This is a genomic window from Streptomyces doebereineriae (genome assembly GCF_031845645.1).
In the GTDB taxonomy this organism is placed as follows: Bacteria; Actinomycetota; Actinomycetes; order Streptomycetales; family Streptomycetaceae; genus Streptomyces; species Streptomyces canus.
This window is the reverse complement of sequence record NZ_JAVREZ010000003.1, coordinates 71,738-84,497: the sequence shown is the minus strand read 5'-3', so window position 1 is coordinate 84,497 and position 12,760 is coordinate 71,738. Positions and strand designations below refer to the sequence as shown.

General features: G+C 68.6%; 13 protein-coding genes. 8 read left to right on the top strand and 5 right to left on the bottom strand.

The annotated features are described in order from the left end of the window. Position 1: 1 nt before the first annotated feature. The 5 genes from thpD to RNB18_RS09920 form a co-directional block, all read right to left on the bottom strand. Entirely contained in the window at positions 2-892 is an 891-nt protein-coding gene (thpD, locus tag RNB18_RS09940) for an ectoine hydroxylase (RefSeq protein WP_311713758.1), read from the bottom strand. An 8-nt stretch (positions 893-900) separates the two neighbouring features. Beyond that, positions 901-1,311, bottom strand: a complete 411-nt coding sequence (locus RNB18_RS09935; RefSeq protein ID WP_057618254.1) for an ectoine synthase — start codon at positions 1,309-1,311, stop codon at positions 901-903. Positions 1,312-1,343: 32 nt separating this feature from the next. Next, on the bottom strand, positions 1,344-2,615 hold the full coding sequence (gene ectB, locus RNB18_RS09930; RefSeq protein WP_280856773.1) for a diaminobutyrate--2-oxoglutarate transaminase: 1,272 nt from the start codon (positions 2,613-2,615) through the stop codon (positions 1,344-1,346). A 29-nt stretch (positions 2,616-2,644) separates the two neighbouring features. Continuing rightward, a complete protein-coding gene (ectA, locus tag RNB18_RS09925) occupies positions 2,645-3,172 on the bottom strand; it encodes a diaminobutyrate acetyltransferase (RefSeq protein WP_311713757.1) in 528 nt (175 codons plus the stop codon). A gap of 340 nt (positions 3,173-3,512) precedes the next feature. Beyond that, positions 3,513-4,613 (bottom strand): pyridoxal-phosphate-dependent aminotransferase family protein, encoded by a 1,101-nt coding sequence (locus RNB18_RS09920; RefSeq protein WP_266525863.1) that lies wholly within the window; start codon positions 4,611-4,613, stop codon positions 3,513-3,515. A 174-nt stretch (positions 4,614-4,787) separates the two neighbouring features. Between RNB18_RS09920 and RNB18_RS09915 the strand changes: the two genes are divergently transcribed. From RNB18_RS09915 to RNB18_RS09880, 8 genes are all read left to right on the top strand, one after another. Then, positions 4,788-5,639: a transporter substrate-binding domain-containing protein gene (locus tag RNB18_RS09915; protein WP_311713756.1), complete on the top strand. Its 852-nt coding sequence runs from the start codon at positions 4,788-4,790 to the stop codon at positions 5,637-5,639. After that, positions 5,636-6,469, top strand: a complete 834-nt coding sequence (locus RNB18_RS09910; protein WP_311713755.1) for an amino acid ABC transporter permease — start codon at positions 5,636-5,638, stop codon at positions 6,467-6,469. The genes RNB18_RS09915 and RNB18_RS09910 overlap by 4 nt, the downstream gene beginning before the upstream one ends. After that, complete coding sequence (locus RNB18_RS09905) at positions 6,466-7,248, top strand: amino acid ABC transporter ATP-binding protein (protein WP_311713754.1); 783 nt, start codon at positions 6,466-6,468, stop codon at positions 7,246-7,248. The genes RNB18_RS09910 and RNB18_RS09905 overlap by 4 nt, the downstream gene beginning before the upstream one ends. A gap of 102 nt (positions 7,249-7,350) precedes the next feature. Then, a complete protein-coding gene (locus tag RNB18_RS09900) occupies positions 7,351-8,442 on the top strand; it encodes an amidohydrolase family protein (protein WP_311713753.1) in 1,092 nt (363 codons plus the stop codon). Between the two features lie 107 nt (positions 8,443-8,549). Then, positions 8,550-9,161: a DUF4386 family protein gene (locus RNB18_RS09895; RefSeq protein WP_311713752.1), complete on the top strand. Its 612-nt coding sequence runs from the start codon at positions 8,550-8,552 to the stop codon at positions 9,159-9,161. Between the two features lie 190 nt (positions 9,162-9,351). Then, positions 9,352-10,206 (top strand): ABC transporter permease, encoded by an 855-nt coding sequence (locus tag RNB18_RS09890; RefSeq protein ID WP_311714249.1) that lies wholly within the window; start codon positions 9,352-9,354, stop codon positions 10,204-10,206. Next, entirely contained in the window at positions 10,203-11,090 is an 888-nt protein-coding gene (locus RNB18_RS09885; RefSeq protein ID WP_311713751.1) for a carbohydrate ABC transporter permease, read from the top strand. Before RNB18_RS09890 ends, RNB18_RS09885 begins: the two co-directional genes overlap by 4 nt. 31 nt (positions 11,091-11,121) lie before the next feature. Continuing rightward, a complete protein-coding gene (locus RNB18_RS09880) occupies positions 11,122-12,759 on the top strand; it encodes a type 2 periplasmic-binding domain-containing protein (RefSeq protein ID WP_311713750.1) in 1,638 nt (545 codons plus the stop codon). Position 12,760: the final 1 nt, after the last annotated feature.

The window sequence follows — 12,760 nt, the reverse complement described above, 5'->3', positions numbered from 1 at the left end:
GTCACTTCACCGGCGTGAAGTCCCTCGCTCCGATGAACTCCGGCCGCCGGATGGGCGCCGCGAACGGGTCCACGGCCTGGTTCTCCACGCTGTTGAACACGATGAACACGTTGCTGCGCGGGAACGGCGTGATGTTGTCGCCGGAGCCGTGCATGCAGTTGCAGTCGAACCAGGTCGCCGAACCGGCCTTGCCCGTGAACAGCTTGATGCCGTACTCCGAGGCCATCGCCGTCAGCGCCTCGTCCGACGGCGTGCCCGCGTCCTGCATCTGCAGCGACTGCTTGTAGTTGTCCTTCGGGGTGGCCCCCGCGCACCCGAGGAAGGTGCGGTGGGACCCCGGCATGATCATGAGGCCGCCGTTGGTGTCGTAGTTCTCGGTCAGCGCGATCGAGACGGACACCGTCCGCATGTTCGGCAGGCCGTCCTCGGCGTGCCAGGTCTCGAAGTCGGAGTGCCAGTAGAAGCCGCTGGCCCCGAAACCGGGCTTGACGTTGATCCGCGACTGGTGGACGTAGACGTCCGAGCCGAGGATCTGCCGGGCCCGGCCCACGACCCGCTCGTCGCGCACCAGACTCGCGAACACCTCGCTGATCTTGTGCACCTCGAAGACCGAGCGGATCTCCTTGGACTGCGGCTCGATGATCGAGCGTTCGTCCGCGCGGATGTCCGGGTCGGTGACGAGCCGCTCCAACTCACGCTGGTAGACGGGGACTTCGTCGGGGCCGATGATCTGGTCGACGGCGAGGAAGCCGTCGCGCTCGAACGCCTCCAGCTCGCCCGTGGCGATCGGTCCCGGCGCGCCGGGGGCCGACCAGACGACAGGGTCCTTGCGGGGCGTCGACACCTCGGTGGCGCCGCGGCTGGGATAGAGATCGGTGACGGTGGTGGTCATGGGTGCGGTCACACCTCCTCGGATTCGGGTTCGGTGAGCAGCGGGTAGACGCCGTTCTCGTCGTGGTCCTCCCGGCCGGTCACGGGCGGGTTGAACACACAGATGCAGCGGAAGTCCTCCTTGATCCGCAGCGTGTGCCGCTCGTGACCGTCCAGCAGGTACATGGTCCCGGGCGTGATCGAGTGCGTCTGCCCGCTCTCGTGGTCGGTCAGCTCGGCCTCGCCCTCGACGCAGACGACGGCCTCGATGTGGTTCGCGTACCACATCGACGTCTCCGTACCCGCGTACAGGATCGTCTCGTGCAGCGAGAAGCCGACCCGCTCCTTGGCGAGCACGATGCGTTTGCTCTCCCAGGTGCCGGACGCTGCCCTCACATGCCGGTCGGTGCCTTCGATGTCCTTGAAAGAACGGACGATCACGGTGCTGCGATGCCTCCTACGTAGACGGTGATTCAGACGGTTTCGCGTACGGAACGGGCGAGGATGCTGAGTCCCTCGTCCAGTTCCTCGGGGGTGATCGTGAGTGCCGGAAGCAGCTTCACGACCTCGCTCTCGGGGCCCGACGTCTCGATGAGCAGCCCGAGTTCGAAGGCGCGGTGCGCCACGCGGCCGGCGCGCTCCTTGTCGTGGAACTCCATGCCCCACACGAGCCCGCGCCCGCGGTACTCCTTCACGTCGGCCAGGTTCTCCTCGGTGATGGAGATGAGCCCCTGCTCGACCTGCTCGCCACGCTTGCGGGTCTGCTTCTCCATCGCGGACCCGTCCGCCCAGTACTGCTCCAGGGTGGCGGTGGCGGTGACGAAGGCGGGGTTGTTGCCGCGGAAGGTGCCGTTGTGCTCGCCCGGCTCCCAGATGTCCAGCTCCGGCTTGAACAGGCAGAGCGACATCGGAAGGCCGTAGCCGCTGATGGACTTGGACACGGTGACGATGTCCGGCGTGATGCCCGCCTCCTCGAAGGAGAAGAAGGCACCGGTACGCCCGCAGCCCATCTGGATGTCGTCGACGATGAGCAGCATGTCCTGCCGCTCGCACAGCGCGGCGAGCGCCTGCAGCCACTCGCGCCGGGCGACGTTGATGCCGCCCTCGCCCTGCACGGTCTCGACGATCACGGCGGCCGGCTTGTTGAGGCCCGAGCCCTGGTCCTCCAGGAGCCGCTCGAACCACAGGAAGTCCTCGACGGTGCCGTCGAAGTAGTTGTCGAACGGCATCGGCGTGCCGTGCACCAGCGGGATACCGGCGCCGGCCCGCTTGAAGGCGTTGCCGGTGACGGCCAGGGAGCCCAGCGACATCCCGTGGAAGGCGTTGGTGAAGGACACGATGGCCTCGCGCCCCTTGACCTTCCGGGCGAGCTTGAGCGCCGACTCCACGGCGTTGGTCCCCGTCGGCCCCGGGAACATGACCTTGTACGGCAGGTCGCGCGGCCGCAGCACCAGGTCCTGGAAGGTCTGGAGGAAGGCGCGCTTGGCGGTGGTCGACATGTCGAGCCCGTGCGTGACGCCGTCGCGCTCCAGGTAGTCGATCAACGCCCGTTTCAGCACGGGGTTGTTGTGGCCGTAGTTCAGTGAACCGGCGCCGGCGAAGAAGTCCAGGTACGCGTGGCCGTCCTCGTCGTACATGCGGCTGCCCTGCGCGCGGTCGAAGACGGTGGGCCAGCCGCGGCAGTAGCTGCGCACCTCGGACTCGAGGGTCTCGAAGACGCTGAGGTCGGGCTGGGTGATGGTCACGACGAATCGCTCCTCGGGTGCGTGGGGGGTCAGGCGGAGGGAGTGGCGGAGGCGGGGAAGAGGGGTCCGATGCGGTAGAGGACCTCGGGGTCGTGCTGCCCGTCGGGGAACAGGCTCGCGTCGAACAGCACCTCGCGCTCCAGGCCGGCGCCACGGCGTTCGGCGAACGCCGTGAACAGCCGCTCGGAGGCGGTGTTGCCCGGCGTGATGGTGGTCTCGACAGTGGTCAGCCCGCGCTCGGCGACGAGTCGCGCGGTCAGTCCGTCGAGCAGGGCGGCGGCGAGTCCGCGGCCGCGGTACGCCGAGTCCACCGCCACCTGCCAGACGAGCAGGGTGCCGGGACGGTCCGGGCGGACGTACCCGGTGACGAAGCCGATCGGCTCCCCGCTGTCGTTCCGTGCGACGGCCGACGTGGCGGCGAAGTCGCGGCACCACAGCAGATAGCTGTACGACGAGTTCAGGTCGAGGACCTCGGAGTCGCGGGCGATCCGCCACAGTGCGGCTCCGTCCGCGACCGTCGGCCGGTCGATTTGCAGGTCTGCTTGTGCGGCAGTCATGCGAATTGAATTTACCGAGGGAAATTCAAAATTGCATCGCCGGATGGGGTTACGTGCGGGCGGTCCATGTGTTATCACGCGGGCGCGCGCCGACGCGCAAGAAGTGACCGTTATGTACGGTTACGCCCAGCAAATAAGGGGCAAATGGATCACGATGTGTAACGCGTCACAGGCATGTAACCCCCACGAGATCTCCCCGAATTCAGCCGCTTCGCGTTCGCAGAATCTTTGCGTTTAGGTCCAGGGAAAGCGGGCAGAAGAATACGGGAAGCTGTTCTCTGATAAACCCCGGAATTACCCTGACAATTATGCCCCGGTTAATGAAAAGGCCGGCCGGGGACTACCGCCACGCATCCTCCGCGGCGCGCAGCGCGCCTTCCACGTCCACCGCGAGTCCCTTCTCCCGCAGTGCCGCGCCCAGTGCCGCCAGACTCGCCCGCACGGCGCCCCGCGTTGCGTCCACCCCGTAGTGGTTGACCCGGATCATCTCCTTGGCCAGCGCGCCCCCACCCGCGGCCAGCGGCAGCGCGGGGTCGGACGCCAGTGCCCGGGCGACGAGTTCCGATGCCACCAGGCCGGAGGGGGAGCGCAGCGTCGTGGCGACGGGCGCGGCCTCGCGGTCCTCGTACACATAGGGCTCCAGGCCGGCGCCCAGCACCCGCGCCCCCGCACGGGTCGCCGCTGCGGCGGCCCGGTGCCGGCCCATCACCGCATCCAGCCCGTCCGCCTCGATCCGCTCGACGCACGCCTCCAGTGCCAGCATCTCCAGCTGGGCCGGAGCGTGCAGCAGGACCTTCCGGCCGCCGTCGATCCAGCGCTCCTTCCAGTCGAGCAGCGAGAGATACGACCGCCGCGGCGCCGCCGGATTCGCGGCCATCCGGGCCCATGCCCGCTCGCTCACCGACACCGCCGACACGCCGGCCGGCCCGCCCATCGCCTTCTGCGCACCGATCACACACAGGTCCACGCCCCACGCGTCCGGCAGCACCGGCTCCGCCCCGACGGAGGCGACCGCGTCCAGATAGAACAGCGCCCCCTGCCGCCGTACGACCTCACCGATCTCCGCGACCGGATTGGTGTTGCCGGTCGCCGCCTCCGCGTGCACCAGCGACACGAAGTCGATCGACGGGTGCTCCTCGAAGGCCGCCGAGATCTGCTCGGCCGTCACCGCCGTGTGGAACGGCACCGCGAGGTCGATCACCGTCGCACCGCAGTCCCGCAGCCAGTTCCCGAAGGTCTGCCCGTACGGACCGGTGATGACGTTCAGCGCGGTCGTACCCGGACCGGCGGTGGAGCGGATCGCCCCCTCCAGCGGCAGCAGCGCCTCGCCCTGCATGATCACGACGTCCTGCTCGGTGCGCAGCAGCCGCGCCACGCGGTCCTCGATCGAGGCGAACTGTGCCGCGCCGAGCGGGGCCAGATCCAGGAAGGGGTGCGTCACGACGGTGCTCTCTTCGCTCACTGGGGTAGACGTGACGAGCGTAACCGTTCCCCCTCCACCCCCGACGACCGGCGAGTTCCTAGGCTGAACGGCCTCGCAACCATCGGTTTGGTTTGAGAGACTCAAACTTCTCCTTATAATCGGAACCCACAGTTCCCCCACAGGAGGCCTCCCGTGAACACCCTTTCCGGGCGCCGGACCCGCGTCCTGGCCGCCACCACCGCGACGGCCGGGCTCCTGCTCGTCGCTGCCTGTACCTCCAGCGACGACGGCGGCAGCGGTTCGAAGACCGCCGCGGGCGGGGTCGAACTGGTCAAGGGCGGACAGCTCACCACCTGCACCCACCTGCCGTACCCGCCCTTCCAGTCGGAGATCGACGGCAAGGTCCAGGGCTTCGACGTCTCGCTCGTCGACCTGGTCGCCAAGGACCTGGGCGTGAAGCAGGAGATCCTCGACACCCCCTTCGAGAACTTCAAGACCGGCGCCTTCCTCAACTCCGGCTCGTGCGACCTGGCCGCGGCCGGCATGACCATCACCGAGGAGCGCAAGAAGAACGTCGACTTCTCGGACCCCTACTTCGACGCCACCCAGGCGCTCCTGGTCGCCAAGGGCAGCGGGATCTCCTCGCTCGCCGACGCCAAGGCGAAGAAGGTGCAGCTCGGCGCCCAGGCGCAGACCACCGGCGAGGACTACGTCAAGAGCCAGGGCTTCGACCCGGTCTCCTTCGAGTCCTCCGACGCCGTCCTGAGCGGCCTGCGCTCCGGCCAGGTCAAGGCCGTCGTCATCGACTACCCGGTCGTCCAGGGCTGGCTCAAGAACAAGGCCAACGCCGACGCCTTCCAGGTCGCCGACAACATCAACACCGGTGAGCAGTACGGCTTCACGGTGAAGAAGGGCAACACCAAGCTGCTGGCCGCCGTCAACAAGGCGCTCGCGGACGCCAAGGCCGACGGCACGTACAAGAAGCTCTACGAGAAGTGGATCGGTCCGTACGACGAGTCGGTCGCGTCTCCGTCCGCCTCATGACCGCGACGGACGCACAACTCCAGCCTCGCAAAAAGGGCCTGACCCGACGTCAGAAGCGCAGCCTGTCCCGTGGCGTCCAGTACGTCGTCTTCGTCGGCGTCGTGGTGGCCTTCGCGGTGTCGGCGGACTGGGGGCGGCTGAAGAACCAGTTCGCGCAGGCGGACATCGCCGACCAGATGTTCCCCGACGTCATCACCCTGGCGCTGAAGAACACCGTGCTCTACACGCTGTCCGGCTTCGTCGTCGGACTCGTCCTCGGCATGGTCATCGCGCTGATGCGGCTGTCGTCGGTGGGCCCCTACCGCTGGTTCGCCGGCGTCTACATCGAGATCTTCCGCGGTCTGCCCGCGCTGCTGATCTTCATCTTCATCGGCGTGGCCGTACCGCTCGCGTTTCCCGGTACGGAGATCATCGGCGGGACGTACGGCAAGGTCGCCCTCGCGCTCGGTCTGGTCGCGGCGGCGTACATGGCGGAGACGATCCGCGCGGGCATCCAGGCGGTGCCCAAGGGGCAGATGGAGGCGGCCCGTTCGCTGGGCTTCTCACCGGCCCGCGCGATGGTGTCGATCATCATCCCGCAGGCGTTCCGGATCATCCTCCCGCCGCTGACCAACGAGTTGGTGCTCCTGTTCAAGGACTCCTCCCTCGTGCTGTTCCTCGGCGTCACCCTGGAGGAGCGCGAACTGTCCAAGTACGGCCGCGACCTGGCCAGTACGACCGCCAACTCCACGCCGATCCTCGTCGCGGGGCTGTGCTATCTGCTGGTGACGATCCCGCTCGGGTTCGTGGTCCGCCGTATGGAGGCCAAGGCCCAGGAGGCCGTGAAATGACCGTTGAGACGAGCCGGCCGGAGATCGAAGTACGCGGCCTGCACAAGTCGTTCGGCACCAATGAGGTCCTCAAGGGCATCGACCTGGAGATCGGCCAGGGCGAGGTCGTCTGTGTGATCGGGCCCTCCGGCTCGGGCAAGTCGACGCTGCTGCGGTGCGTGAACCTCCTGGAGGAACCGACGAAGGGCCAGGTCTTCGTCGGCGGCACCGAACTCACCGACCCCGACGTAGACATCGACGCCGTCCGCCGCCGTATCGGCATGGTCTTCCAGCAGTTCAACCTGTTCCCGCACCTCACGGTGACCGAGAACCTCACGCTGCCGCAGCGCAGGGTCCTGAGGCGGGGCAAGGCGCGGGCGGCCGAGGTGGCCGCCGAGAACCTGGAGCGTGTGGGCCTGGCGGAGAAGGCGGACGCCTACCCCGCCTCCCTCTCCGGCGGACAGCAGCAGCGGGTCGCGATCGCCCGCTCGCTGTCCATGGGCCCCGAGGTGATGCTCTTCGACGAGCCGACCTCGGCCCTCGACCCGGAGCTGGTGGGCGACGTCCTCGCGGTCATGCGGATGCTCGCCCGGGAGGGCATGACGATGATGGTCGTCACCCACGAGATGACCTTCGCCCGCGAGGTCGCCGACCGGGTCGTCTTCATGGACGACGGCACCATCGTCGAGGACGGCACCCCGGCCCAGGTGATCGGCGCCCCGCGCCATGAACGCACCCGCCACTTCCTCTCCCGGCTCCTCGACCCCGCGATGGCCGACGTGGAGGAGGACGGCGCGTGAAGGGGACGTACGTTCCCCTGGCCGCGCACGCCGAGCACACCAAGGGCCCCCTTCGAGGGACCACCTGGGAGCAGTGGCCTCCCGCTGGCTAGTGTGCGGTCCATGAACGATCGCACGGTGCTGCACGTGAAGGGCCGGATCCTGGTCGGCCCCGAGGACGTCCGGGACGAGCTGTGGGTGGTCGACGGGCGGATCTCCTACGACCGCCCCGTCGCGGCCCGTGACATCCGTACGGTGTCGGGCTGGGCGCTGCCCGGTCTGGTGGACGCGCACTGCCATGTGGGCCTGGGCGCGCACGGCCCGGTCGACCAGGACGTGGCCGAGAAGCAGGCCCTGGCCGACCGGGAGGCCGGCACCCTGCTGATCCGCGACGCCGGGTCACCCTCCGACACCCGCTGGGTGGACGACCGCGAGGACCTGCCGAAGATCATCAGGGCCGGTCGGCACATCGCCCGCACCCGCCGCTACATCCGCAACTACGCCTGGGAGATCGAGCCCGAGGACCTCGTCGCGTACGTCGCCCAGGAGGCCCGGCGGGGTGACGGCTGGGTCAAGTTGGTCGGCGACTGGATCGACCGCGAGGTGGGCGACCTGGCCCCCAGCTGGCCCCGGGACGCCGTCGAGGCGGCGATCGCGGAGGCCCACCGCCTGGGCGCCCGGGTCACCGCGCACTGCTTCGCCGAGAACTCCCTGACGGACCTGGTCGAGTCGGGCATCGACTGCGTCGAACACGCGACGGGCCTCACGGAGGACCTGATCCCGCTGTTCGTCTCCCGGGGCGTCGCGATCGTGCCGACCCTGGTCAACATCGCGACCTTCCCGAAGCTCGCGGACGGCGGCGAATCCAAGTTCCCCCGCTGGTCCGCCCATATGCGCCGGCTCCACGAACGCCGCTACGACACCGTACGGAACGCCTACGACGCCGGCATCCCGGTCTACGTGGGCACGGACGCGGGCGGCACCCTCCCGCACGGTCTGGTCGCGGCGGAGGTCGCGGAACTGGTGACGGCCGGCATCCCCCCGCTGGAGGCCCTGTCGGCGACCACATGGGGTGCCCGGAAGTGGCTGGGACGCCCCGGCCTTGAAGAGGGCGCCGCCGCGGACCTGGTGGTGTACGAACAGGACCCGCGCACGGACGTACGCGTACTGGCGAACCCGCTCCGGGTCGTGCTGAACGGCCGGGTGGTGCAGTAGGGGCCCCGGGCCGCCGCGCGGCCTTCTCCCGGATGGCACAGCGCCCGTATCCCTGTCACCGTGGAGGACGAGGGGGTGGGCCCCGCCGGGGGGTGTAGGAGGTCCGCATGCGCGTTGCACCCCTGACCGGTCTGGTGGCCGTGGTGTTCACGGTCATCGGCTTTCTGCTGTTCGGCGACACCCCGGCGTACGACGCCCCGGGCCGCCAGGTGAGGTTCTACTACTCCGACCACAAGGGACAGCTCGGCGTGGGCCTGTACTTCCTGGTTGTCGCCTCGGTGCTCTTCGTCTTCTTCGCCGCCCATCTCGCCCGTCTGGTCCGGGACATCGCGCCCGGTGACGGCTGGCTGCACCACGTCGTCTTCTCGGGCGGCGTCCTCGTCGCCGTGGGCTTCCTGGTGGGCGCGTCCCTCACCCTGGCCCTGCTGGACCTCTCGGACAAGTCCTCGGCGACCCCTGAGGCGCTGCAGGCGCTCAATGCCGTCAACGAGGACTTCTTCATCCCGTTCGTGGGCGGCATGGGCCTGATGCTGCTGGCCACCGGCCTGGCCACGGTGCGTGCCCCGGACTCGCCCCTGCCCCGCTGGCTGGCCTGGGCGGCCGTGGTCGTCGGGGTGCTGGTGTTCATCCCCTGGGTCGGGTTCTTCGCCTTCGTCCTCGCGGGCGTGTGGGTGGCCGTCGTGAGCGTCCTCCTGGCCCGCCGCCCCACCGCTGACTGAGAGCGTTTTCACTCGCAGTCACGCTTCGGTGCGCCTCTCTGACCTGCGTCAACTCACCAGCTTTGTCAGAACTGTTGACCCGAGTATGAAAGCGCTTTAACTTCCTCTTCGATCTGAGCCACCAGGAAGAGGGAGAGCCTTGGCAGTCGTCCGACGAAAACGCTTTCAGAGCAGAGCTCTCTTCCTGCTGATGCTGCCCGGCCTCGCCTACTTCCTGCTCTTCCACTACGGCGCGCTGGTCGGCAACGTCATCGCGTTCAAGGAGTACGTCCCCTTCGACGGCCTGTGGGGCAGCCCCTGGACCGGACTCGGCAACTTCCGGCGGATGTTCGAGGACACCGCGTTCTGGGACGCGGTGCTCAACACCGTCTGGATCGCCGTCCTCCAGCTCGTCTTCTACTTCCCGGTGCCGCTCGGCCTCGCCCTGCTGCTGCACAGCCTCACCCGGAGCAGCATCCGCCGGTTCGTGCAGTCGGTCGCCTATCTCCCGCACTTCATCTCATGGGTGATCGTCGTCGCCCTCTTCCAGCAGCTGCTCGGCGACACCGGACTGCTCAACTCCGGCCTGGACGGCATGGGGCTGCACACCGTCGACATCATCGGCAACCCCGACGCCTTCAAGCCGCTCGTCGTCGCCCAGGTCATCTGGAAGGACGCCGGCTGGGGCACGATCATCTTCCTCGCCGCCCTCGCCCAGGTCGACGAGCAGCAGTACGAGGCCGCCGCGATCGACGGAGCGGGCCCCTGGCGGCGCTTCTGGCACGTCACCCTGCCCGCCATCCGCCCGGTGATCGTGCTGCTGCTCATCATGCGGCTCGGCGACATCCTCTCGGTCGGCTTCGAGCAGATGCTGCTCCAGCGCGACGCGGTGGGCCCCGAGGCCTCCGAGATCATCGACACCTTCGTCTACTACCAGGGCATCGTCGGCGGCGACTACGGATTCGCCGCCGCCGCGGGCCTGTTCAAGGGCGTCGTCGGCGCCCTTCTCGTCTACGCCGCCAACAAGGTCGCCCACCGCCTCGGCGAACAGGGGGTCTACAAGTGAGTGCCCAGGCCCGTCCGGGATGGATGGAGAAACCGAAGCCGGTGACGCAGGCCGCGAAGGCGGTGGCCCTCGCCGTCGTCGTGCTGCTGGTCTGTGTGCCGTTCCTCGTCATCGTGTCGACCTCGCTCGCCTCCACCGAGGAGGTCGTCGACAACGGGGGCTGGGTGCTGTGGCCCACCGAACCCTCGCTCAAGGCCTATCGCGACATCCTCGACGGCGGCATCGTCACCCACGCACTGGGCGTCAGCGTCGGCGTCACGGTCGTGGGAACCCTGCTGAGCCTCCTGTGCACGGTCACCCTCGCCTACGCCCTGGCCCGCCCCGGAGTCTTCGGCGGCCGGCCGGTGCTCCTCCTGGTCCTGTTCACCTTCCTCTTCCCGCCCGGCATGATCCCGAGCTTCCTGCTGGTCAAGGAGCTCGGACTGCTGGACAGTTACGCCTCGCTGGTCCTGCCCGTCCTGGTCAACGTCTTCAACCTGGTCGTCCTGCGCGGCTTCTTCCAGGGCATCCCCGACGAGCTCTACGAGGCCGCGCGCCTCGACGGGGCGGGGGACTGGCGCGTGCTGGTCTCCGTCGTACTGCCGCTGTCCAAGGCCGCGTTGGCCGTCGTGGGACTCTTCTACGCGGTGGCCTACTGGAACTCCTGGTTCTACGCCTCCCTCTACCTGGAGAGCGACCACTGGCCCCTCCAACAGGTGCTGCGCACCTACGTGGTGGCCGGTTCCGGGCTCACCGACGCCACCACCGGCGAGGGCACCGTCACCGCCCCGCAGACCGTGCAGATGGCGGTCCTCGTGATCGCCACCGTGCCGATCCTGCTGATCTACCCCTTCCTCCAGAAGTACTTCACCAAGGGCGTGCTCACCGGCGCCATCAAGAGCTGACCGACCCAAGCCGACACGAGGTGATTCACCCATGCCCAGCATGTCCCGACGCACCCTGCTGCTGTCCGCGGCGGCGGCCTCCGTCTCCGGTGCGCTGACCGCCTGCTCCACCGGCTCCGGCGACAGCGACGTCTCCAACGCGGGGAAGAAGCTGGCCCCCTGGCCCGCGTACAAGGCCGCGAGCGGACCCAAGCCGGACCTCGCCCCGACCGAGGCGGGCGTCCAGGCCGGATATACCGCCTACCCCGCCGACCTCGTCAAGTCCGTCTCCCGTACGCCCGGCGACGGATCGACCGTCAAGGTCATGTCGGTGTCCTTCGGCACCCCGCCCAAGCCGGCCTCGGCGAACCGGTTCTGGGCGGCCGTCGAGAAGGCGCTGGGCGTGAAGATCGAGTACACGATCGTCTCCCAGGCCGACTACCAGAAGAAGATGGCCACGGTCATGGCGGGCGACCCCGACACCCTGCCCGACATCATCAACCTGTTCTCCGGCTTCGTCCTGCCCCGCGAGGCGGAGTTCGTGCAGCGACGGGCCGAGGACCTCACGCCGTACCTCTCCGGCGAGGCGATCAGCGAGTACCCGAACCTGGCCGGGATCCCCACCCACGCCTGGCAGGACATGGGCCGCGTCGGCGGCCGCATCTACGGCATCCCCCTCGAACGCCCGCTGCCCGGCTCCACCCTCTGGCTCAACCAGGGCATGTTCACCGACGCCGGCATGAAGGAGGGCTGGACCTCCGAGGACTTCGCCGCCGTCGCCCAGCGGGCCACCAGCGGCCGCACCTATGCGCTCGGGGCCGCCAACGGCTCCCTGTTCGGCAACGCCGTGCACGCCGCCGCCCACAACGCGCCCAACGAGTGGGCCGTCACCAAGGACGGCACCTTCCAGCACTGTGCCGCGGACGAACGCTACAAGGCGGCCATCGCCTACCAGGCCCGGCTCCGCAAGGGCGGCTCCTACTACCCGGACTCGACGTCCGTCTCCCAGATCGACCTCACCACCCTCTACTACAACGGCACCGTCGGCTCCATGCAGGACGGCTTCGGCGCCTACCTCCCCAAGTACCGTGAGTCCCAGGGCAAGCTGACCCCGGCTGCGGCCCTCCCGTACAGCGTGGACGGCAAGCCCGGCGGAGTCGTCGCCGCCCGCCGCTCCTTCGGCTACACCGTCCTGAAGAAGGCCAAGAAGGAGCGCGTCGAGCTCCTTCTGCGCATCCTCGACTACCTCGCCGCCCCCTTCGGCAGTCAGGAGTGGGAGCTCGTCCACTACGGCGTCGAGGGCACCCACTTCACCCGCGGCAGGGACGGCTCCCCCGAGCCCACCAAGCTCGGCGAGGTCGAGAACAACACCAACCTGCCGCTGAAGTACCTCGCCGAAGGCCCGCAGGTGCTGTTCGTGCCGGGCATGCCGGATGCCGTACGGGCCCTGCACTCCTGGCAGCAGAAGGTCGTGCCGTACGCCATCCGCAACGCCTCCAACGGCCTGCAGTCCCGCACCAAGAACGCCCAGGGCACCACGCTCAAGGCGCTGCTCGACGACGCGGTCACCGGGATCGTGGCCGGGCGGCTGCCGCTGTCGGAGTGGGACGCGGTGGTCAAGAAGTGGCGTGCCCAGGGCGGCGACAGAATGGCCGGGGAGTTCGCGAAGGACTACGCGGCCAATACGTGAG

Excerpts from the sequence above, each read along its gene's own strand:
- RNB18_RS09910 (WP_311713755.1), top strand. The coding sequence starts at position 5,636 with ATGACCGCGACGGACGCACAACTCCAGCCTCGCAAAAAGGGCCTGACC.
- thpD (WP_311713758.1), bottom strand. The coding sequence starts at position 892 with ATGACCACCACCGTCACCGATCTCTATCCCAGCCGCGGCGCCACCGAG.
- RNB18_RS09895 (WP_311713752.1), top strand. The coding sequence starts at position 8,550 with ATGCGCGTTGCACCCCTGACCGGTCTGGTGGCCGTGGTGTTCACGGTC.
- RNB18_RS09890 (WP_311714249.1), top strand. The coding sequence starts at position 9,352 with ATGCTGCCCGGCCTCGCCTACTTCCTGCTCTTCCACTACGGCGCGCTG.
- RNB18_RS09900 (WP_311713753.1), top strand. The coding sequence starts at position 7,351 with ATGAACGATCGCACGGTGCTGCACGTGAAGGGCCGGATCCTGGTCGGC.
- ectA (WP_311713757.1), bottom strand. The coding sequence starts at position 3,172 with ATGACTGCCGCACAAGCAGACCTGCAAATCGACCGGCCGACGGTCGCG.
- RNB18_RS09880 (WP_311713750.1), top strand. The coding sequence starts at position 11,122 with ATGCCCAGCATGTCCCGACGCACCCTGCTGCTGTCCGCGGCGGCGGCC.
- RNB18_RS09905 (WP_311713754.1), top strand. The coding sequence starts at position 6,466 with ATGACCGTTGAGACGAGCCGGCCGGAGATCGAAGTACGCGGCCTGCAC.